This window comes from Pelagibacterium sp., assembly GCF_965249125.1.
Taxonomy (GTDB): domain Bacteria; phylum Pseudomonadota; class Alphaproteobacteria; order Rhizobiales; family Devosiaceae; genus Pelagibacterium.
Map to the genome: position 1 here is coordinate 3,589,598 of NZ_OZ252217.1, position 20,958 is coordinate 3,610,555.

The following is a 20,958-nucleotide window of genomic DNA, read 5'->3' on the forward strand; positions in this document are numbered from 1 at the left end:
ACCAAAACGAGACGGCGTCGCCGTCATAGTTCGACCCGAATTGGCGGCCCATACGGGCAGGGTTGAATTGCATTTTAAGCACGGGGGATCGGGACCCCCAATCGAGAGCGAAATGGCACGACAGGACCAGAACGAAGCGTTCCTCCTCACTTCCTTCCTTTATGGCGGCAATGCCGATTACATCGACGCGCTGTACGCCCGCTACAAGAGCGATGCCAAGAGCGTCGATCCGAGCTGGGCGGAGTTCTTCGACAATCTTGCCGACAGTGCCGATTGCGTGACGAAAAACGCCGATGGCCCCAGCTGGCAGCGCGCCGATTGGCCGCGCAGCTCGAATGGCGAGATGATCTCGGCGCTCGACGGCAATTGGGGCGAAGTGGCGGTCAAGGCCCAAAAGGCAGTCACCGAAAAGGCCAAGGCCGGCGGCGCGGTGGTTTCGACCGAAGCGGTCATGCAGGCGACGCGGGATTCGATCCACGCCATCATGATGATCCGGGCCTATCGCATGCGCGGCCATCTGCACGCCAATCTCGATCCGCTCGGGCTGGAAAAGAGCGAGGAAGCGCCCGAACTCGATCCGGCGGCCTATGGATTTTCCGAGGCCGATTACGGCCGCGAGATCTTCATCGACAATTATCTCGGGCTCGAATTTGCCACAGTGCCCCAGATGCTCGAAATCCTCAGGCGCACCTATTGCGGCACGCTGGGCATCGAGTTCATGCACATCTCCGATCCCGAGGCCAAGGCCTGGATCCAGGAGCGTATCGAAGGGCCCGACAAGGAAATAACCTTCACCCCCCAGGGCAAGCGGGCGATCCTCAATAAGCTCGCCGAGGCCGAGGGGTTCGAAAAGTTCCTCGACGTCAAATATACCGGCACCAAGCGGTTCGGGCTCGATGGCGGGGAATCGCTGATCCCGGCGCTCGAACAGATCGTCAAGCGCGGCGGCGCCCTGGGCGTCAAGGACATCGTTTTGGGCATGCCCCATCGCGGGCGCCTGAACGTTCTGACCCAATTGATGGCCAAGCCCCATCGCGCGCTGTTTCACGAGTTCAAGGGCGGCGCGTTCTACCCCGACGACGTCGAAGGCTCAGGCGACGTCAAATACCACCTTGGCGCATCGTCGGACCGCGAGTTCGACGGCAACACGGTTCACCTTTCGCTTACGGCCAACCCCAGCCATCTCGAAATCGTCAATCCGGTGGTGCTGGGCAAGGCCCGCGCCAAGCAGGATCAGCTCTCGGCCAAGGACGAGCGTTTCGTCGCCGACACGCGCGACACCGACCGCGCCGCCGTCCTGCCGCTGCTGCTGCATGGCGATGCGGCCTTTGCCGGGCAGGGCGTGGTTGCCGAATGTTTCGCGCTGTCGGGATTGAAGGGTCACCGCACCGGCGGGTCGATCCATTTCGTGGTCAACAACCAGATCGGATTCACCACCTCGCCGCACTTCTCGCGCTCGTCTCCCTACCCGACCGACGTGGCCAAGATGATCGAGGCCCCGGTCTTCCATTGCAATGGCGACGATCCTGAAGCTGTTGTCTATGCCGCCAAGATCGCTGTCGAATTCCGCCAGAAGTTCGGGCGCCCCGTCGTCATCGACATGTTCTGCTACCGCCGGTTCGGCCACAATGAAGGCGATGAGCCCAGCTTCACCCAGCCGCTGATGTACAAGGCCATTCGCGGCCACAAGACGACGCTGGAAATCTACGGCAACAAGCTGATCGAAGAAGGTGTCGTGACCAGCGAGGAGTTCGAACAGCTCAAGGCCGGCTGGCGCGCCACGCTCGACAGCGAGTTCGAGGCCGGACAGGATTATCGCCCCAACAAGGCCGACTGGCTCGATGGCGCCTGGAAGAACATCAAGCTTGCCGAAGTCGATGGCCCGCGCCGCGGCGTCACCGGCATCGACATGGAGCGCCTGAAATCGCTGGGCGAAAAGCTGACCAGCGTTCCGGGGGATTTCCACGCCCATCGCACCGTCCAGCGGTTCCTCGACAACCGCAAGAAGATGATTGCCGAGGGCGAGGGCATCGACTGGGCCACCGCCGAAGCGCTGGCCTTCGCCTCGCTGCTCGAAGACGGCCACCCGGTCCGCCTGTCGGGTCAGGACGTGGAACGCGGCACGTTCTCCCAGCGCCATTCGGTGCTCTACGATCAGGAAAACGAATCCACCTTCACCCCGCTCAACAATCTGGTTGACGGTCAGTCGCGCTACGAAGTCATCAACTCGCTGCTGTCGGAAGAAGCGGTGCTCGGGTTCGAATACGGCTATTCGCTGGCCGAGCCCAGCGCGCTCACTGTCTGGGAAGCCCAGTTCGGCGATTTCGTCAACGGCGCCCAGGTGGTCATCGACCAGTTCATCTCTTCGGGCGAGCGCAAATGGCTGCGCATGAGCGGTCTGGTGATGCTGTTGCCGCATGGCTATGAAGGCCAGGGGCCAGAGCACTCATCGGCCCGTCCCGAACGCTTCCTGCAGCTTTGTGCCGAAGACAATATGCAGGTGCTCAACTGCACGACGCCGGCCAATTATTTCCATGCGCTGCGCCGGCAGCTCAAGCGCGACTTCCGCAAGCCGCTCATCATCATGACCCCCAAATCGCTGCTCCGCCACAAGCGGGCCGTATCCGGGCTTGGCGAAATGGGCTCGGACACCTTCTTCCATCGCCTGCTGTGGGACGATGCCGAGGCACCGGGCCTGCCCAAGACCGAGATCAATCTGGTGGGCGACGACAAGATAAGGCGCGTGGTGATCTGCACGGGCAAGGTCTATTACGATTTGCTCGAAGATCGCGAAAAGCGTGGCATCAACGATGTCTATCTGATGCGTCTCGAACAGCTCTACCCGTTCCCCGCCAAGGCGCTGATCGACGAGTTGAGCCGGTTTACCAACGCCGAAGTCGTCTGGTGCCAGGAAGAGCCCAAGAACATGGGCGCCTGGTCGTTCGTTCAGCCCTATATCGAATGGGTGCTCGAACAGATGGGCCGTCCGGGCGGGCGTCCGCGCTATGTGGGCCGTCCGGCTTCGGCCTCGACCGCAACGGGCCTGATGCGCACCCATGTTGCCCAGCTGCAGGCCTTCCTTGACGAAGCCTTCGAGTAACAGAGAACCCAAGATTGAAGAGACCCGGCGGTTCGTGCCGGGGCCCCAAATCGAATAAGGATATTAAGAGATGTCCACTGAAGTCCGCGTCCCGACCCTGGGCGAAAGCGTCACCGAAGCCACCATCGGCCAATGGTTCAAGAAGGTCGGCGATGCCGTTTCGGCCGACGAGCCCATTGTCGAGCTTGAAACCGACAAGGTGACCATCGAGGTTCCGGCTCCCGTATCGGGCACGCTCGAAGCGATTTCGGTCAATGAGGGCGATACCGTCGAAGTGGGCGCGCTGATCGCCGCGATCGCCGCCGGCGCCGCCCCGGCCAAATCGGCCGAGGCGCCCAAAGAAGACCAGAAGGCCGAAGCGCCCAAAGAAGCGGCAAAGCCCGCCGAGGCTCCGGCGCCCGCCGCCAAGACCGAAATGCCCCCCGCGCCGTCCGCCGCCAAGCTGATGGCCGAAAGGGACGTCGATCCATCTTCGGTCGCCGGTTCGGGCAAGCGCGGCCAGGTTCTCAAGGAAGACGTGCTCAAGGCGCTCGATAACACCGGCACGGCCAAATCCGAGGCTCCGGCCCCCGCCGCTCCGCGCGCCGCGCGGGCCGAGGATCAGGGCGGGGAAGAGCGGGTCAAGATGACCCGTCTGCGCCAGACCATCGCCAAGCGTCTGAAAGACGCGCAGAACACAGCCGCCATGCTCACCACCTTCAACGAGGTGGACATGAAGCCGGTCATGGATTTGCGCAATTCCTACAAGGAATTGTTCGAGAAAAAGCACGGCGTCAAACTCGGCTTCATGGGCTTTTTCACCAAGGCCGTGGTCCATGCGCTCAAGGAAATCCCGGCGGTCAATGCCGAGATCGACGGCACCGACATCATCTACAAGAATTTTGCCCATATCGGGGTCGCCGTTGGCACCGAAAAGGGTCTCGTCGTGCCGGTGGTGCGCGATGCCGATCAGATGACCATCGCCGAGATCGAAAAGGAAATCGCCCGGCTCGGGCGCGCGGCGCGCGACGGCCAGCTTTCCATGGCCGACATGCAGGGCGGCACCTTCACCATCTCCAATGGCGGGGTCTATGGCTCGCTGATGTCGACCCCGATCCTCAACGCCCCCCAGTCGGGCATTCTGGGCATGCACAAGATCCAGGAGCGTCCCGTCGTGGTCGGCGGACAGGTCGTTGTCCGCCCCATGATGTATCTGGCGCTCTCTTACGATCACCGGATCGTCGATGGCAAGGAAGCGGTCACCTTCCTGGTCCGCGTCAAGGAAAGCCTCGAGGATCCGCAGCGTCTGGTCCTCGATCTCTAGGCCATTTCGAAGGGCAGAAACACCGAAACGGCAATGTTTGGCAATCTTGGGCTACCGAACACTCAAGTCCATAGATTTTCGAGCCAACATTGCCCAAGGGGAGCGTTCAAAGCATGACCTTTGAGTTATGGATGGTGGTGGGTTCGGTCGTGCTGCTTTTTGCGCAGATCACCATCCAGGCCCTGCTTTTGACCGCGCAGCTGGGCCGCGAATACAATGCCGGTCCGCGCGACGAGGACAAGCCGTTGACCGGCCGGGCCGGGCGGGCCAAGCGCATGGTCGAGAACTATCTCGAAACCTATCCCGCCTTTATCGCCCTGGCGCTGGCGGCGGTGATTTCAGGTGGTTCGGACTGGCTGACCCAGGGCGGCGCCGCGCTCTATGTCGTGGGCCGCATCGTCTATATTCCCTTGTATCTTCAAGGTATTGCCTATTTCCGCTCCATGGTCTGGATCCTGGCCGCGCTGGGTCTGGTCGCCATGACAATCGGGCTGATCGTTTAAGACAGCCGCCGCAAACATCGACTGATTTGAGGACATGAACTGATGGCCGACACATTTGATCTTACCGTAATCGGCACGGGACCGGGCGGGTATGTCTGCGCCATTCGCGCCGCCCAGCTTGGCATGAAGGTCGCCGTTGTCGAGAAATGGCCGAGTTTCGGGGGCACCTGCCTCAATATCGGTTGCATTCCGTCCAAGGCCCTGCTGCACGCTTCGGAAATGTTCGAGGAAGCCGGCCATGCCTTCCCCCAGCTCGGCATCGATGTGGGCGCCCCCAAGCTCAACCTGCCCGCCATGATGGCGCATAAGGACGATACTGTCGCGTCCAACACCGGCGGCATCGAATATCTGTTCAAAAAGAATAAGATAACGGCGTTCAAGGGCGCTGGTAAGATTGCCGCGCAGGGCAAGGTGACCGTCACCGCCGAGGATGGTTCGGCGACCGATATCGAAACGAAAAACATCGTCATCGCCACCGGTTCGGTGTCGGCCAATCTGCCGGGCATCGAGATCGACGAGGACAAAATCGTCACCTCGACCGGCGCGCTCAAGCTCGATAAGGTGCCTGATAACCTGCTGGTTATCGGTGCCGGGGTCATCGGGCTGGAACTCGGCTCGGTCTGGGCCCGCCTCGGCGCCAAGGTAACCGTGGTCGAATTCCTCGATCGCATCCTGCCCGGCATGGATCTCGACGTCGCCAAACAGTTCCAGAGAATGCTTTCAAAACAAGGGTTTGACTTCAAACTCGGCACGAAAGTCACCGGCATCGAAAAGACCGATTCCGGTCTTGTCGCAACCCTGGAACCCGCCGCGGGCGGCGAGGCTTCCACGCTTGAGACCGATATCGCGCTGGTCTCGATCGGCCGCGTCCCGTTCACCGACGGGCTCGGCCTTGATGAGATCGGCGTCGAACGCGACAAGCGCGGCCGGGTCGTAACTAACGGACATTACAAGACAAATCTCGACGGCATCTACGCGATCGGCGATGTGATCGCCGGGCCGATGCTGGCCCACAAGGCCGAGGACGAAGGCGTCGCCATCGCCGAAATCCTCGCCGGCCAGGCCGGGCATGTGAACTATTCCGTCATCCCCGGCGTGGTTTACACCAACCCCGAAGTCGCCTCGGTCGGCAAGACCGAAGAGGACCTCAAGGCCGATGGTATCGCCTATAAGGCGGCGAAATTTCCCTTTACCGCCAATGGTCGGGCCAAGGCGATGCTGGCGCCACAGGGCTTTGTCAAGATCCTCGCCGACAAGGAAACCGACAGGGTCCTGGGCTGCCATATCGTTGGCAAGGGGGCGGGCGAGATGATCCACGAGGCCGCCGTGCTTATGGAGTTCGGTGGCTCGGCCGAGGATCTGGCCCGCACCTGCCACGCCCATCCCACGATGAGCGAAGCGGTGCGCGAAGCCGCGCTGGGCCTGGGCGATGGGTCGATCCACATCTGACGGCAAAGCCCGTCACGCACAAAAAAAGGCCGCGTCCACAAGGGGATGCGGCCTTTTTTGTTTTGCAACCCCCAGGCTCAGGGACTGTAGGTCACAGTCCCTGCATCATGGGCGGCCCGGCAATCGGTGGCATCGGCGAGCATGTTGGATTCGAGCAGTTCGAGCGCTCCGCCGCGCCCCTGGAAGCGCGGGTCGTCGCACACGCCGTCATAGGCCGAAGCGCTTGAATCGTCGCCGAAATTGATGCGGAAGTCGCCGTCCGAAGCCTCTTCGACCAGTGTTACTGTGCCCTCGGTGTAAGCTGTGGAACAATCGGTAGCGTCCGCCATCAAATGGTCATCGAGCGCCACGCCGACCCCCGAGCCCGTAAAGCGCGGATCATCGCATTCGGCGTCGTTGGAATAGGTTCCCGAATCATCGCCAAAATCGATGCCGTCGATGATAATGGCGCCTGATCCGTCACCGAGATAGGTCACGTCTCCGGCTTCGAAAGCCTCGCGGCAATCGGTGGCATCGGCCAGAAGGTGGCTGTCGAGGCCCCCACCAAAGCGTGGATCGTCGCACTCGCCGTCATTGGCCCAATTGCCTGAATCGTCGCCGAAATCGATGTCGTCGATTGAGACGTCGGTCCCGGCGTCGTCGGATGGGGTGTAGGTCACCTCGCCGGCTTCGTAAGCCGTCTGGCAATCGGTTGCGTCGGCCATCTCATGGCTGGTCAGCGAGCCGCCGAAGCGGGGATCGTCACATTCACCATCATTGGCAAAGGTGCCCGCGTCGTTGCCGAAGTCGATATCGCCAGTGGCGGTATCACTGCTCGCGTCATCTGAGCCCGTGTAGGTCACGTCACCGGCTTCGTAAGCCGTCCGGCAGTCGGTGGCGTCGGCCATCTCGTGGCTGGCCAGCGCGCCGCCGAAGCGTGGATCGTCGCACTCGCCGTCATTGGCCCAATTGCCTGAATCGTCGCCGAAATCGATGTCGCCGCCCGGCTGCACCGCGCCGCTGACCTCATCGGAAGCCTCGAAGGTTACCTCTCCGGCTTCGTAAGCCGTGCGGCAGTCGGTGGCGTCGGCCATCAAATGGCTGTCGAGCGTACCGCCGAAACGGGGGTCGTCGCACTCCTGGTCGTTGGCCCAGACGCCCGAATCGTCGCCAAAGTCGATCTCGCCTGCATCCTGAGAGGCCGGGGCGGCGGGCTCGTCGGCCGCAACAAGGGTGATCTCGCCAGCCTCGTATGCGGCCTGGCAATCGGCGGCGTCGCGCATCTCATCGACCGGGCTGCGGATCAGCGCCGCGCCCGGGCCTTCAAAGCGTGGATCGTCGCACTGGTCGTCATCGGCCCAAGTGCTCGAATTGTCGCCGAAATCGATATCCTGGGCCAGTGCCGGCGCGCCCAACCCAAGAGCGAGAGCCAGCACGGCGCTGCTCATCATCAACCTTGTTGCTTTCATAAAAGTCTCGTCCCTCTTACTGGCCGGCTTGCACCGCGCTTTTCGGTTGAGTTGTGAGCCGAGTGAACAGCAAAATTCCGCAAATTACCAGTGCCGTTCCCAGGCCGTGAATCGGTGTAAATGGCTCGCCCAGAACGAAAATGGCGAGAACGATGGTCAGAATGGGAGAGATATTCCCAAACACCGCCGTCCGCTCGGCGCCTACCATCCCGATGGCTGCCGCAATGATGGAAACCGGGGCGACGGTGGCGGCCAGCGCCAGGGCCAACAGGATGGAAAACGCCTCGGGCGGGATTGCCAGACCGGCAAATGGATGGGTGAGCAGAAAATGGAGGAAAACCGCGCCTCCCGCTGCGGTCATCGCGATGGCGGTGAACAGTCTAGGCCCCAGCGTGTCGATCAGCGGCTTTGCAAACAGCTGGTAGAGCGCATAGGCCAAAGCGCTGGCCAGTGCGAACAGCGTACCGGCTATGACGGCTTCGCCTTCGATCACCATGTCATGGCCGAAAATCACCCCGATTCCGAGATAGGCCAGCAGCGCAGCGCCCACGACCGAGGGCCTGAGCGCGCGGCGGAACAGAACCGCGCCCAGGATCAGCACCATGAACGGATAGGTCAAAAGCACCAGCCGGTTGAGCTGGGCGGTAATGAGGTCGAGGCTGAGGAAATCGAGAAAGCTCGCACCATAATAGCCGAGGATGCCGATGGCGGCAGCACCGGCAACCGAGCGGACCGGCACCGGCCTGTTCGCGTGTCGGCCGCGTCCGGCACGACGGTCCCGGTAAGCCAAAAATCCCATCAGCGCAAAGAACGGCGTCGCTAAAAGCATGCGCCAGGTCAGGGTGGTAATGGCGTCGAGGCCCTGCTCGTAGGCGAGCTTTACAAAGATGCCCTTGGTGGCAAACAGGGCCGCGCCGAGCGCAGCGAGCGCGAGACCGGCAAACTGGTCCCGATCGGATGAAGAAAATGCGGACATAAGAAGATACTGGCCAGAAAAATGTCGGCCGACACTATACCCCGATTGCGTCGGGCGCTAGCGGCGCGGATGGGCGGCGCGGTAAGCCTCGAGCAGCCGTTCGCCGTCGATATGGGTGTAGATCTGGGTGGTCGAAAGCGAGGCGTGCCCCAGCAGTTCCTGTATGGCACGCAAATCGCCGCCCCTCGCCAGAAGGTGGGTGGCAAAGGAATGGCGCAGCGCGTGCGGGGTCGCCGAGGCCGGCAGGCCCATGGCGCCGCGCAAGTGCTCGAGACGGAGCTGGATGAGGCGGGGGCTGAGCGCGCCGCCGCGCACGCCGCGGAACATGGGTTCGTTTGGTGAGGGCGAAAAGGGACAGAGCCGCAGATAATCGTCGATGGCTGCCCTGACCGGGGCGATCAGGGGCACCAGCCGGACCTTGTTGCCCTTACCGAGGATCCGCAGTGTCGTGCCGTCGAGATCGGAACGGGTCAGAGCCAGGGCCTCGGAGATGCGCAGGCCGGAACCGTAGCACAGGGCAATGACGGCGGCATCGCGGGCCGCGACCCATGGACGATCTTCCATTTCATGGATTGCGGGGCCGGCGCCTTTTGCCTCTGGCGCGGAAAGGGGCTTGGGCAGGGAGCGCGGCAGCTTGGGCGTGCGAACGACCGAAAGCGCTTCGAGCGCCATGATGCCTTCGCGCTCAACATAGGTGAAAAACGACTTTATCCCGGAAAGCGAACGGGCAAGGCTGCGCGAACCCACATCATTGCGGCGGCGGTCGGCGAGAAACGCGCGCAGATCGGCAGGCCGGAGCGTTTGGAGATCGGTGATGTCGACGGTGCCGCCCAGATGGCCGGAGAGAAATGCCATGAACTGGTCGACGTCGCGGCCATAGGCCTCCAGCGTCTTGGGAGACAGGCGTCTGATTGTTGCAAGCTCGCGCCGCCAACTCGATATGTGGGCGCGCAGGGCATCGGAAATGGCAAAGCCGGTATCGGTCATGGGGAGATGGTAGCGCCCATAAGTTACCAGAGCGCCAATTGGGGCTGGCCGAATCGCATTTGACAATTATGGTGCCCAATGGTTGATCTCGTTTCGTTCTCCCAGTGCAAAGGCTTTCGATGACGCTCGGTCCGGTCGTGGCAGTGATGGTAGCGGTCGCCGTGGACGGGCCCTATTCCTATCGGGTGCCCGAGGGAAAAGCGGTCGAACGCGGCTCGGTCGTCGTCGTGCCGCTCGGTCCGCGGCCGACGCTTGGGGTGGTCTGGGGCGAGCCCAAGGACAATTTCGCGCATAACCGCCTCAAGGATATCGAGCACATTTTTGACGTGCCTGCGCTGTCCGAGGAGTTACTGAAAACAATCGACTGGGTGGCGCGCTATACGCTGGCCCAACCGGGGATGGTGCTGCGCGGCGCGTTGCGCAGCCGTGAGGCGCTCGATCCGCCGCGCCCGCTGATTGCCTATAAGCGCGGCGGACCCGAACCCGAAAGGATGACCGAAGCGCGGGCGCGTGTGCTTTCGGTTATGGAAGACGGCTATCCCTGGGCCAAGCCGGCGCTGATCGGCGCTGCGAGGGTTTCAACGGCGGTGGTGGACGGGCTGGTCAAGTCCGGATGCTTGCAGCAGGTCGAAATCCCGGCTCCACCACCGGTCTTGCCGCCCGAGCCCGATTTCGCGCCGGCGAAGCTGTCGGAGGCGCAGCAGGCCGCGCTTGATCAGATTCGGGCCCATGACAGAGGAGGGTTCTCGGTCGCGCTGCTCGACGGGATTACCGGCTCGGGCAAAACGGAGGTGTTTTTCGAGAGCGTGGCCGACATGCTGCGCACCGGAAAGCAGGTGGCGATCATCCTGCCCGAAATCGCCCTGACCCATACGTTTCTCGACAGGTTCGAAAAACGCTTCGGCCAGCGCGCCGCCGAATGGCATTCGGAAATGACCCCGGTACAGCGGGCGCGGGTGTGGCGGGGCGTGTTGACGGGCGAGGTGCGGGCGGTGATCGGGGCGCGTTCGGCGCTGTTCCTGCCGTTTCGGGAACTGGGCCTGCTGGTGCTCGATGAAGAGCACGACGGCGCCTTCAAACAGGCCGACAGGGTCAATTACCATGGCCGCGACATGGCGGTGGTGCGCGCGTCGATGGCCGGGGCGCGGGTTATCCTGTCTTCTGCAACACCGGCTGTCGAATCGCGCAATAATGGGGAGACCGGTCGTTACGCGCATGTGCGGCTGGAAAGCCGGTTCGCCGACGCGGCGCTGCCCGACATCACGGCGCTCGATATGCGGGCCGAAGGGCCCGAAAAAGGCCAGTGGATCGCGCCGCGACTGGCGCGGGCGGTGTTCGACGCGCTCGACAGGGGCGAGCAGGCGCTATTGTTTCTCAACCGGCGCGGCTATGCGCCCCTGACGCTGTGCCGATCGTGCGGGCATCAGTATCAGTGCCCCGATTGTTCGACCTGGCTTGTCGAGCATCGGTTTCGCGGCGTCTTGATGTGCCATCATTGCGGGCATGAAGAGCGCGCGCCCGAAGTGTGCGGATCGTGCGGGGCCAGCGATTCGCTGGTGGCGGTGGGGCCGGGCATCGAGCGGCTGGCCGAAGAGGTGGCCGAGCGGTTCCCGGGAGCACGGCCGGTGGTTCTGTCCTCGGACATGGGATCGATGCGCCAGATCCGCGACCGATTCGCCGAAATCGCGCGGGGCGAATACGACATCATCATCGGCACGCAATTGGTGGCCAAGGGGCACCATTTCGAAAAGCTCAGCCTTGTCGGCGTGATAGACGCCGATCTGGGGCTGGCGCATGGCGATCCGCGGGCGGCGGAAAAGACATTTCAGATTCTCACCCAGGTCACAGGCCGCGCGGGGCGTGAATCGCGTTCGGGAAAGGCGTTCCTGCAGACCTATCATCCCGACCACCCGGTAATGAAGGCGATGGTGAGCGGGGATCGGGAAGGGTTCTACGCCCACGAGCTGGCCGTGCGCCGCCAGGGCGGCCTGCCGCCGTTTGGCAGGCTGGCCGCCCTGATCGTTTCGGGCAACGAGCATACCGAGACCATGGCGCTGGCCAGGGCGTTGATGGCAGCTGCGCCGCTCGCCGAAGGGGTAAAGCGTTTCGGGCCGGCCGATGCGCCGGTCGCCATGGTGCGGGGGCGGCACAGGGTGCGTATCCTGGTCCAGAGTTCGAAGGATTTCGATCTGTCGGGCTATGTGCGGTTCTGGCTTGAAACCGGGCCTCCGGCCAAGGGAAATTTGCGCGTTCAGGTCGATATCGATCCGATGAGCTTTTACTGATCGCAGAACTTGTTGCGATGCGACATTTGCGACGCCCCAATTTGGCCGTGATGCGCTTGCGTGGCCGGTTTTGGCATGGTAAGGCCACCCCGGAATTCATGGGCATGCCCTTGTTGGCGCTCGCCCTGTCGATCAGAATACAAACAGAAAACAATGCCGCCGCCGCCATTATTGGCGATGACGACGATAAAGGGCGGGGCAAGCAGCGGGGTTACAAGGCTTGAGCGCACCACGATCCGTTCTGTCCAAGATTGCTCGACCCTATGCGGCGGCGCTCTTTGATCTGGCCCAGGAAGGCAAGGTCATCGAGGCGGTCGAGAAGGATCTCGATGCCGTTGCGGGGCTTATCGATTCTTCCGATGATTTTTCGCGCTTTCTGGTGAGCCCGACGATCACCACCGACGTCAAGAGCGCAGCGCTCAATGCGGTCCTCGACAAGGTCAAGCCGGTCGAGCTGGTCGCCAATACGCTGAAGCTGGTGGCAAAGAATGGCCGGCTTTTCGCGCTTGGTGCGATCATCACCGAATTCAAACTGCTTGCCGCGGAAGCGCGCAATGAAGTGAGCGCGGAAGTTACCTCCGCCGCTCCTTTGACCAAGGAACAGGAAAAGGAACTTGTCGCCGTCCTCAAGGACAAGGTCGGCAAGGACGTTTCCCTTATTACACGTGTCGATGAAAGCCTGATCGGCGGCCTTGTGGTCAAGGTCGGCAGCCAGATGATCGATACCTCCCTCAAGACAAAACTTTCGGCCATGAAGATCGCCATGAAAGGGGTCAGCTAATGGACATCAAAGCTGCGGAAGTTTCCGCGATCCTCAAGGACCAGATCAAGGATTTCGGCAAGGAAGCCCAGGTTTCCGAAGTCGGTCAGGTGCTTTCGGTCGGTGACGGCATCGCGCGCGTTTTCGGCCTCGACAAGGTGCAGGCCGGTGAGCTCGTCGAATTCCCCGGCGGCATCAAGGGCATGGCGCTCAACCTGGAAGCCGACAATGTCGGCGTCGTGATTTTCGGGTCCGACCGCGACATCAAGGAAGGCGATACCGTCAAGCGCACGGGTTCGATCGTCGATACTCCCGTGGGCAAGGGTCTTCTTGGCCGTGTTGTCGACGGCCTGGGCAATCCGATCGATGGCAAGGGCCCGATCGAATACACCGAGCGCCGCCGTGTGGACGTCAAGGCTCCGGGCATTCTGCCGCGCAAGTCGGTGCATGAGCCGATGTCGACGGGCCTCAAGGCCATCGACGCTTTGATCCCGATCGGCCGCGGCCAGCGCGAGCTGGTGATCGGTGACCGCCAGACCGGCAAGACCGCCATCGTTCTCGACACCTTCCTCAACCAGAAGCCCGCCCATCAGGCCGGTGCGTCGGAAAACGAAAAGCTCTATTGCGTCTATGTTGCGGTCGGCCAGAAGCGCTCGACCGTCGCCCAGTTCGTCAAGATGCTGGAAGACAATGGCGCGCTCGAATATTCGATCGTCGTTGCCGCGACCGCGTCGGACCCTGCTCCGATGCAGTTCCTGGCCCCGTTCACGGGCTGCGCGATCGGCGAATTTTTCCGCGACAACGGCATGCACGCCGTGATCGCCTATGACGATCTTTCCAAGCAGGCCGTCGCCTATCGTCAGATGTCGCTTCTGCTGCGCCGTCCCCCCGGACGCGAAGCCTATCCGGGTGACGTTTTCTATCTTCACAGCCGTCTTCTCGAGCGCGCTGCAAAGCTCAACGAGAACCATGGTTCGGGTTCGCTCACCGCTCTGCCGGTCATCGAAACCCAGGCCAATGACGTGTCGGCCTATATTCCGACCAACGTGATCTCGATCACCGACGGCCAGATCTTCCTTGAGACCAATCTGTTCTTCCAGGGCATTCGTCCGGCCGTGAACGTTGGCCTTTCGGTTTCCCGCGTGGGTGGTTCGGCCCAGATCAAGGCGATGAAGCAGGTTGCCGGTTCCTTGAAGGGTGAGCTTTCCCAGTATCGCGAAATGGCCGCTTTTGCCCAGTTCGGCTCCGACCTCGATGCGGCAACCCAGCGTCTGCTCAATCGTGGTGCTCGCCTGACCGAGCTCTTGAAGCAGCCCCAGTTTTCGCCGCTCAAGACCGAAGAGCAGGTTGCTGTCATCTTTGCGGGTGCCAATGGCTATCTCGACGATCTGCCGGTGCGTGGCGTTCAGGCCTTCGAAAAGGCACTGCTTTCGCATCTGCGGAGCAAGCACGCCGATGTGCTTGGCGATATCGCCAAGGAAAAGGCGCTGACCGACGGGATCAAAGAGCGCCTGGTTTCGGCTCTCGATGCTTTCAAGAAGACTTACACCGCCTAATTCCGGCGACCCGGCTGGCAAGGAGCTTTCGGCGCAATGCCCTCTTTGAAAGACCTAAAAAACCGGATCAACTCGGTCAAATCGACCCAGAAGATCACCAAGGCCATGCAGATGGTCGCGGCGGCCAAGCTCCGGCGCGCCCAGGATGCGGCCGAGGCCGCACGTCCTTACGCTGAGCGTATGGAAAAGGTTCTGGCCGGCCTTGGCGCTGCCTATGAAGGTCGGCCCGATGCGCCGGTACTGCTCTCGGGAACGGGCAGCGAGCATGTGCATCTTCTGGTGGTCGCGACCGGCGAGCGCGGATTGGCCGGTGGCTTTAATTCCTCGATCGCCCGTATGGCCCGCGAACATGCCACAAAGCTGATCGCCGAGGGCAAGACGGTCAAGATCCTCACCGTGGGCAAGAAGGGCGCCGATATTTTGAAGCGCGGCCTTGCCAAGCATATGGGTGAGCAGATTTCCCTGCGCGACGTCAAGCAGCTCGGATATGGCACGGCCCAGGAGATCGGCTCGAAAATCCTGGCGATGTATGCTGCTGGCGAATTCGATGTCGCCACGCTGTTTTATTCGCGGTTCCAGTCGGTCATTTCACAGGTGCCGACCGCTCAGCAGATCATTCCCGCCAAGTTCGAAAAGACAGAGGGCGAGGAGCTGAAATCCGGGTCGGCGATCTACGAGTACGAGCCGGACGAGGAAGCTCTGCTTGAGGATCTTTTGCCGCGCAATGTGAGCGTGCAGATTTTCAGGGCGCTTCTGGAAAACAACGCTTCGTTTTTCGGCGCCCAGATGACCGCTATGGACAATGCGACCCGCAATGCCGGTGAGATGATCACCAAGCTTCAGCTGAGCTACAACCGCCAGCGGCAGGCCCAGATCACCAAAGAACTGATCGAGATCATTTCGGGCGCGGAGGCGCTCTAGGGCGTGTCCGGCAAAGGTGGAAACGGTTTTGCGGTTCGGACACGCGACAAAACAAAGGTGTAGAGCCGAGGATTTGATTCAATCAAATCCTGAACGGCTCTAGGGTAGAGTTAAAGTTATCGCGCTCCGCAGGGAAGAAGTGCAGCCCACTTTCCCCGGAGCGCTCTGGAAAGGACCAAGACCCATGGCAGAGAACAAAACCGGCCGCGTCTCCCAGGTTATGGGCGCCGTTGTGGACGTGACCTTCGACGGTCACCTCCCGGCCATTCTGAACGCGCTCGAAACCGACAACAACGGCAACCGCCTCGTGCTCGAAGTTGCCCAGCACCTTGGTGAAAACGCCGTTCGCACCATCGCCATGGACACGACCGAAGGTCTGGCCCGCGGCGTTGAAGTGCGCGATACGGGCGATGCCATCGAAGTGCCGGTCGGCGACGAGACGCTTGGCCGCATCATGAACGTCATCGGCGAACCGATCGACGAGGCCGGCCCGGTGAAAACGCCCTCCAAGCGCGCCATTCACCAGCCGGCTCCGGAGTTCGTGGATCAGGCCACCCAGGCTGAAATCCTCGTCACCGGCATCAAGGTCATCGATCTGCTCGCCCCTTATGCGCGTGGCGGCAAGATCGGTTTGTTCGGCGGCGCCGGCGTGGGCAAGACGGTTCTGATCCAGGAACTCATCAACAACGTGGCCAAGGCACACGGCGGGTACTCGGTGTTCGCCGGCGTTGGCGAGCGCACACGCGAAGGCAACGATCTTTATTACGAAATGATCGAGTCGGGCGTGAACAAAGACCCCAAGGAGAACAATGGTTCGACCGAGGGTTCGAAATGCGCGCTGGTCTTTGGCCAGATGAACGAGCCTCCGGGAGCGCGTGCCCGCGTCGCCCTGACCGGCCTTTCGATCGCTGAAGATTTCCGCGACAAGGGCCAGGACGTGCTGTTCTTCGTGGACAATATCTTCCGGTTTACCCAGGCCGGCTCGGAAGTGTCGGCGCTGCTGGGCCGCATTCCTTCCGCGGTGGGCTACCAGCCGACGCTCGGTACCGACATGGGTGCGCTCCAGGAACGCATCACCACGACCAACAAGGGCTCGATCACCTCGGTGCAGGCCGTGTACGTGCCGGCCGACGACTTTACCGATCCGGCTCCGGCTTCGACCTTCGCCCACCTTGACGCGACGACCTCGCTCAACCGCGCCATTTCGGAAAAGGGCATCTATCCGGCCGTCGATCCGCTCGATTCGAACTCGCGCATGCTCGATCCCAACATTGTTGGTGAAGAGCACTACCAGACGGCGCGTTCGGTGCAGGAGATTCTGCAGCGCTACAAGTCGCTCCAGGACATCATCGCCATTTTGGGCATGGACGAGCTTTCCGAAGAGGACAAGCTCACTGTGGCCCGCGCCCGCAAGGTCGAGCGCTTCATGAGCCAGCCTTTCCACGTGGCCGAGCAGTTCACCGGCTCGCCCGGCATCTATGTCGAACTCGAAGACACCATCAAGGCCTTCAAGGGCCTGGTCGCCGGCGAATACGACCATCTGCCCGAACAGGCGTTCTACATGGTCGGCACCATCGACGATGCCGTCAAGAAAGCCCAGAAGCTGGCTGCCGAAGCCGCTTGATTATCAATGAGATCGTGCGGGCCGATAATCGGCCCGCGCATTTTCCGAACGCTTGATGAACGGACGAAGTCATGGCCGAAGGCGTCAAAGTCGAAATCGTATCGCCTGAAGTTCTCGTTTTGAGCGCCCAGGCGCGCTCGGTCATCGTGCCGGGTTCCGAAGGCTATCTGACGGTCATGGGTGATCATGCGCCGCTGATGGCGGTGCTCAAGCCCGGCTTTGTGACCGTGACCGATACGAGCGGTTCCGTTTCCAGTTTCTTTGTGGGTGGCGGCTTTGCCGATATCTCCGATGCGGGGGTCACCATTCTCGCCGAGGAGGCCAAACCGGCAGGCGAATTCGGTCGCAGCGAAATCGAGACGCGCATTGCCGCAGCCCAACAAGCGCTGGCCGAGGCGACCGATGTCGAGGACAAGGGCGAGGCCCAGAATGCGCTCGACACATGGAAGAACCTGCTGCTCGAGAGCGCTTCATTGAGTGGCACAGTCCACTAGAGCCGGTCAGGATTTGATTGAATCAAATCCTTGTCTCTAAACCTTTGTTTTGTCGCGTGTCCGAACCGCAAAACCGTTTCCACTTTTGCTGGACACGCTCTAGAGCGCTTCCGGGATAAGTGGGCACCACTTATCCGGTTCGGAAACGCGACAAAACAAGGACTTAGAGCAATTGGAGCGATTCGAAGAAGCGCTGAAATGCTCTAGGCTGTGGTGACGATTTAATGTTTTGGGATTCCCACATCGCGGCAAATCAGATTCAACGCTGACTTTTGGGAGGTCAGCGATGGATGGTGAGATTTTACGCGACGATCAGTGGGAACAGATCAAGCCGTTTGTCCCGGGCGGTCGCAAGGGCAAGCGCGGCCCACGTAGTGATGGGCGTCGGTTTTTCAATGCGCTTTTGTGGATGGCCCGGTCTGGTGGCCGCTGGCGCGATCTGCCCGAAGACCGGTTCGGTCCTTACCAGACGGTCAAGCGGCGCTATTACCGCTGGATCGAGATGGGCGTGTTTGATCGTCTGTTCGAGGCGGTCGCGAACGCTCCCGATCTCGAATGGTTGGCCATCGACGCCACAGTGATCCGCGCCCAGGCCCAGGCCGCAGGGGCGCGGCGAAAAAGGGGGGAGCGCAAACCCAGGCTCTCGGTCGCTCCCGTGGCGGTTTCGGCACCAAGCTCCATGCCGTAGTTGATGCGCTTGGCCTGCCAGTCCGCTTTGCGCTCGGGCCGGGTCAGCAAAATGATATGGCACCCGCCTGCGATCTGGTCGCCGGACTGGCCGCGGGCAAAGTTCTCGCCGACCGGGCTTATGACGCCGATAGCCTCCATGATGTCATTCTCGATGAAGGCGGCGAGCCAGTGATCCCGCCCCGCCGCCACCGCAAATACCAACATGGCTACGACAAGATCGCCTATCGGCAACGCTGGGGCATCGAAGGTTTTTTCGCCAAGCTCAAGCAGTGGCGCCGCATCGCAACTCGATATGACAAGCGCGCCGCCCACTTCCTCGGCTTCGTCAAAATTGCCAGCGTCATGCTGTGGCTTAAATGATTAAATCGTCACCACAGCCTAGGACCTGTTTCTTGTCGATCGTTTGTCTAAAGGCGCCCTTGCGGCGCCTTTTCCGTTGTCGCTTCAGTCAAAGCCTATGATGAACCGGCGGCGAGACACAATTGTGCCCAACGTTGCGGTCTGTTCGGTACTCAGACGGTTGGCGCCGTAAGAATATATTTCAAATATAGTTATGCGCAACGTCGCCGGCCTTCCATTTTGGTATGTCATGGTGCGGCCCGCCGCTTTTAGGGCGGCAAGTGTTTTGGTTCTTGCGAACTGAAACGATCATTTAATCATATGTCCGTAGCTTTGCGTGGATTTCCCAGGAGGGGGAAGGTATTCGTCCACAAGGAGCAGACGGACATGCGGGGCTTAACCAGCAGAATTCTGGGTCGTATCCCTATGACCACCACGATCGCCGCGATGGTGGTTGCCGCAGTGGTGCTTTCGGTCGGGGCCGTCGTTATGGCGGTTTACATCAACCTTTCGGCCAATAGCGATGCGGTCGCCAGGTCCAGCCAGCAATCCAATATCCGGACCGCCGCGACCATCCTGGGCGGGATGGGCGGTATTCAGGTGGATTGGACCGAGGAGGGCGATGTGGCGAGCATTGGCACCTGGGTCATGCCGCGCTTTTACAATAACGACATCGCCGATTCGATCGGTCGCGTGACCGGCGAAACGGCCGCGATCTTCGCCTGGAACGCGGAGACGCAGGCCTTCGAACAGGTGACAACATCGATGACCGATGCCGATGGCAACCGGATCGTTCAGGATCCGATCCCCGCCAATGGCGATATTCACACCCGGATTCTGGAACAGGGCGCGCTCTTTACCACGACCAATGTCAACGGTGAGCATTATTATTCGGTCTATCAGCCGATCACATACCTGTCCGGCACCGACGTTCTGGGGCTCTTGTATGTCGGCGTCAGCCAGGGTGCCATTACAGCGGTGGTAACCGACACCATGAACCTGCTACTGATCGTGGCCGGTATCGCATTGGCGGTGATGTGTGTCGTCTCAATTTTCGCGTCACGTCTGATCGCGCGTCCAATTCCCGTCCTTTCGGGGGTGATGGGCAGTATTGCGCAGAACGAGTTCGACGTCGAAGTGCCCTACACCGACCGCAAGAACGAAGTCGGCGACATGGCGCGTGCAGTGGAAGTGTTCCGCGAGAACGGCCAGAAGGTTGCCGCGATGACCGAAGCCGAAGCGGCGCGCATCATCGCCGACGAGCAAGCGCGCCGGGTGATGATGGGTGACCTCCAAACCGCTTTCGGCAATGTTGTCGATGCGGCAATTGCCGGGGATTTCTCCCAGCGGGTCGAAGCCAACTTCGCCGACGCCGAGCTGAACGGGCTGGCGGGCAGTGTCAACGATCTGGTCTCGACCGTCGATCGTGGCCTGCGCGAAACCGCGGGTGTGCTCGGCGCCCTGGCCAATACCGACCTTACCACGCGGGTAATGGGCGAGTATCAGGGCGCCTTTGCCCAGCTCAAGAACGACACCAACGCCGTTGCCGAAAAGCTCTCCGACATCGTTCTGGAGCTGCGCGGCACGTCGCGGACCCTCAAGACGGCGACTGGCGAGATCCTGTCGGGTGCCAATGACCTGTCCGAACGCACCACCCGTCAGGCGGCGACCATCGAGGAAACCTCGGCGGCCATGGAACAATTGGCGGCCACGGTCATGGACAATGCCCGCCGTGCCCAGGACGCGTCCCAGACCGCGGCTTCGGTTACCAAATCGGCCGAAGAGGGCGGCGAGGTCATGGACGCGGCGACCAGCGCCATGGAGCGCATCACCACATCTTCGGCCAAGGTCTCCGACATCATCAAGATGATTGACGACATTGCCTTCCAGACCAATCTCCTGGCACTCAACGCTTCTGTGGAAGCGGCGCGGGCCGGAGATGCGGGCAAGGGCTTTGCCGTGGTTGCCGTCGAAGTGCGGCGGCTCGCCCAGTCCGCGGCATCGGCGTCGTCCGAGGTCAAGGCGCTGATCGAACAGTCGGCCAATGAGGTCGATGGTGGGTCAAAGCTTGTGGCGCAGGCTGCCGAAAAGCTTGTGGCCATGCTCGAGGCGGCGCGCACCAACACCAGCCAGATGCAGCAGATCGCCAATGACAGCCGCGAACAGGCGTCCTCGATCGAGGAAGTCAATGCCGCGGTGCGCCAGATGGACGAGATGACCCAGCACAATGCGGCGCTGGTCGAGGAGACAAATGCGGCCATCGCCCAGACCGAGGAACAGGCGACCGCACTCGACAGGATCGTCGACATCTTCAGGATCGATCGTGCAACGGCAATTGCCCAGTCACCGTCCACTCATGGATCCGCCGGCGGATCGGGTGATGCGCGCGCGCTTCAGAGCAAGGTCAAGCAGGCTGCCGGGGCCTATCTGAGCCATGGCAACGCCGCCATCGATCACGAGTGGAGCGAATTCTGATCGAAGACTTGATTTGATACATGATCAGGGGCGCCATCGGCGCCCCTT

The 20,958-nt window shown here is 61.5% G+C and carries 16 protein-coding genes; 13 read left to right on the forward strand and 3 right to left on the reverse strand.

Annotated elements, in window-relative coordinates; all coding sequences use genetic code 11:
• The first annotated feature begins 112 nt into the window (after window positions 1-112).
• From ACP148_RS17475 to lpdA, 4 genes are all read left to right on the forward strand, one after another.
• The gene (locus ACP148_RS17475) at window positions 113-3,100 is read left to right on the forward strand and encodes a 2-oxoglutarate dehydrogenase E1 component (protein ID WP_421952767.1); all 2,988 of its coding nucleotides are present in this window, start codon (window positions 113-115) and stop codon (window positions 3,098-3,100) included.
• Between the two features lie 70 nt (window positions 3,101-3,170).
• Window positions 3,171-4,403: a 2-oxoglutarate dehydrogenase complex dihydrolipoyllysine-residue succinyltransferase gene (odhB, locus tag ACP148_RS17480; protein ID WP_421952766.1), complete on the forward strand. Its 1,233-nt coding sequence runs from the start codon at window positions 3,171-3,173 to the stop codon at window positions 4,401-4,403.
• 113 nt (window positions 4,404-4,516) lie between these two features.
• Window positions 4,517-4,906: an MAPEG family protein gene (locus ACP148_RS17485; protein WP_421952765.1), complete on the forward strand. Its 390-nt coding sequence runs from the start codon at window positions 4,517-4,519 to the stop codon at window positions 4,904-4,906.
• Window positions 4,907-4,948: 42 nt separating this feature from the next.
• Complete coding sequence (lpdA, locus tag ACP148_RS17490) at window positions 4,949-6,355, forward strand: dihydrolipoyl dehydrogenase (protein WP_421952764.1); 1,407 nt, start codon at window positions 4,949-4,951, stop codon at window positions 6,353-6,355.
• Between the two features lie 77 nt (window positions 6,356-6,432).
• Here lpdA and ACP148_RS17495 read toward each other — a convergent pair whose 3' ends face one another.
• The 3 genes from ACP148_RS17495 to ACP148_RS17505 are packed head-to-tail and all read right to left on the reverse strand — an operon-like array spanning window position 6,433 to window position 9,766.
• The gene (locus ACP148_RS17495; protein WP_421952763.1) at window positions 6,433-7,803 is read right to left on the reverse strand and encodes a hypothetical protein; all 1,371 of its coding nucleotides are present in this window, start codon (window positions 7,801-7,803) and stop codon (window positions 6,433-6,435) included.
• Between the two features lie 16 nt (window positions 7,804-7,819).
• Window positions 7,820-8,779, reverse strand: coding sequence for a DMT family transporter (locus tag ACP148_RS17500; protein ID WP_421952762.1), 960 nt, complete (start codon window positions 8,777-8,779; stop codon window positions 7,820-7,822).
• 57 nt (window positions 8,780-8,836) lie between these two features.
• Window positions 8,837-9,766, reverse strand: coding sequence for a tyrosine recombinase XerC (locus tag ACP148_RS17505; RefSeq protein WP_421952761.1), 930 nt, complete (start codon window positions 9,764-9,766; stop codon window positions 8,837-8,839).
• Between the two features lie 119 nt (window positions 9,767-9,885).
• Between ACP148_RS17505 and ACP148_RS17510 the strand changes: the two genes are divergently transcribed.
• From ACP148_RS17510 to ACP148_RS17550, 9 genes are all read left to right on the forward strand, one after another.
• Window positions 9,886-12,051, forward strand: coding sequence for a primosomal protein N' (locus ACP148_RS17510; protein ID WP_421952760.1), 2,166 nt, complete (start codon window positions 9,886-9,888; stop codon window positions 12,049-12,051).
• Window positions 12,052-12,092: 41 nt separating this feature from the next.
• Complete coding sequence (locus tag ACP148_RS17515; protein WP_421952759.1) at window positions 12,093-12,275, forward strand: hypothetical protein; 183 nt, start codon at window positions 12,093-12,095, stop codon at window positions 12,273-12,275.
• Window positions 12,272-12,832, forward strand: coding sequence for a F0F1 ATP synthase subunit delta (locus ACP148_RS17520; protein WP_421952758.1), 561 nt, complete (start codon window positions 12,272-12,274; stop codon window positions 12,830-12,832). The genes ACP148_RS17515 and ACP148_RS17520 overlap by 4 nt, the downstream gene beginning before the upstream one ends.
• The gene (gene atpA / locus ACP148_RS17525; RefSeq protein WP_421952757.1) at window positions 12,832-14,367 is read left to right on the forward strand and encodes a F0F1 ATP synthase subunit alpha; all 1,536 of its coding nucleotides are present in this window, start codon (window positions 12,832-12,834) and stop codon (window positions 14,365-14,367) included. The genes ACP148_RS17520 and atpA overlap by 1 nt, the downstream gene beginning before the upstream one ends.
• A 36-nt stretch (window positions 14,368-14,403) precedes the next feature.
• On the forward strand, window positions 14,404-15,288 hold the full coding sequence (locus tag ACP148_RS17530; RefSeq protein WP_421952756.1) for a F0F1 ATP synthase subunit gamma: 885 nt from the start codon (window positions 14,404-14,406) through the stop codon (window positions 15,286-15,288).
• A 184-nt stretch (window positions 15,289-15,472) separates the two neighbouring features.
• Window positions 15,473-16,912: a F0F1 ATP synthase subunit beta gene (atpD, locus tag ACP148_RS17535; RefSeq protein WP_014132312.1), complete on the forward strand. Its 1,440-nt coding sequence runs from the start codon at window positions 15,473-15,475 to the stop codon at window positions 16,910-16,912.
• 71 nt (window positions 16,913-16,983) lie between these two features.
• Window positions 16,984-17,406, forward strand: a complete 423-nt coding sequence (locus tag ACP148_RS17540) for a F0F1 ATP synthase subunit epsilon (RefSeq protein ID WP_421952755.1) — start codon at window positions 16,984-16,986, stop codon at window positions 17,404-17,406.
• Window positions 17,407-17,692: 286 nt separating this feature from the next.
• Window positions 17,693-18,456 (forward strand): IS5 family transposase gene (locus ACP148_RS17545; RefSeq protein WP_421951250.1). Its coding sequence is split into 2 segments (ribosomal slippage): window positions 17,693-18,020 and window positions 18,020-18,456, totalling 765 coding nucleotides; the frame shifts between segments, so codons are not numbered across the junction.
• 405 nt (window positions 18,457-18,861) lie between these two features.
• Window positions 18,862-20,910: a methyl-accepting chemotaxis protein gene (locus ACP148_RS17550; protein ID WP_421952754.1), complete on the forward strand. Its 2,049-nt coding sequence runs from the start codon at window positions 18,862-18,864 to the stop codon at window positions 20,908-20,910.
• The last annotated feature ends 48 nt before the right edge of the window (window positions 20,911-20,958 follow it).

What these genes read in the sequence shown, in the direction of transcription:
- ACP148_RS17485 (WP_421952765.1), top strand. Translation starts at nt 4,517, where the DNA reads ATGACCTTTGAGTTATGGATGGTGGTGGGTTCGGTCGTGCTGCTTTTT.
- ACP148_RS17475 (WP_421952767.1), top strand. Translation starts at nt 113, where the DNA reads ATGGCACGACAGGACCAGAACGAAGCGTTCCTCCTCACTTCCTTCCTT.
- atpD (WP_014132312.1), top strand. Translation starts at nt 15,473, where the DNA reads ATGGCAGAGAACAAAACCGGCCGCGTCTCCCAGGTTATGGGCGCCGTT.
- ACP148_RS17510 (WP_421952760.1), top strand. Translation starts at nt 9,886, where the DNA reads ATGACGCTCGGTCCGGTCGTGGCAGTGATGGTAGCGGTCGCCGTGGAC.
- ACP148_RS17500 (WP_421952762.1), bottom strand. Translation starts at nt 8,779, where the DNA reads ATGTCCGCATTTTCTTCATCCGATCGGGACCAGTTTGCCGGTCTCGCG.
- ACP148_RS17530 (WP_421952756.1), top strand. Translation starts at nt 14,404, where the DNA reads ATGCCCTCTTTGAAAGACCTAAAAAACCGGATCAACTCGGTCAAATCG.
- ACP148_RS17505 (WP_421952761.1), bottom strand. Translation starts at nt 9,766, where the DNA reads ATGACCGATACCGGCTTTGCCATTTCCGATGCCCTGCGCGCCCACATA.
- ACP148_RS17540 (WP_421952755.1), top strand. Translation starts at nt 16,984, where the DNA reads ATGGCCGAAGGCGTCAAAGTCGAAATCGTATCGCCTGAAGTTCTCGTT.
- ACP148_RS17550 (WP_421952754.1), top strand. Translation starts at nt 18,862, where the DNA reads ATGACCACCACGATCGCCGCGATGGTGGTTGCCGCAGTGGTGCTTTCG.
- atpA (WP_421952757.1), top strand. Translation starts at nt 12,832, where the DNA reads ATGGACATCAAAGCTGCGGAAGTTTCCGCGATCCTCAAGGACCAGATC.
- ACP148_RS17495 (WP_421952763.1), bottom strand. Translation starts at nt 7,803, where the DNA reads ATGAAAGCAACAAGGTTGATGATGAGCAGCGCCGTGCTGGCTCTCGCT.
- odhB (WP_421952766.1), top strand. Translation starts at nt 3,171, where the DNA reads ATGTCCACTGAAGTCCGCGTCCCGACCCTGGGCGAAAGCGTCACCGAA.
- lpdA (WP_421952764.1), top strand. Translation starts at nt 4,949, where the DNA reads ATGGCCGACACATTTGATCTTACCGTAATCGGCACGGGACCGGGCGGG.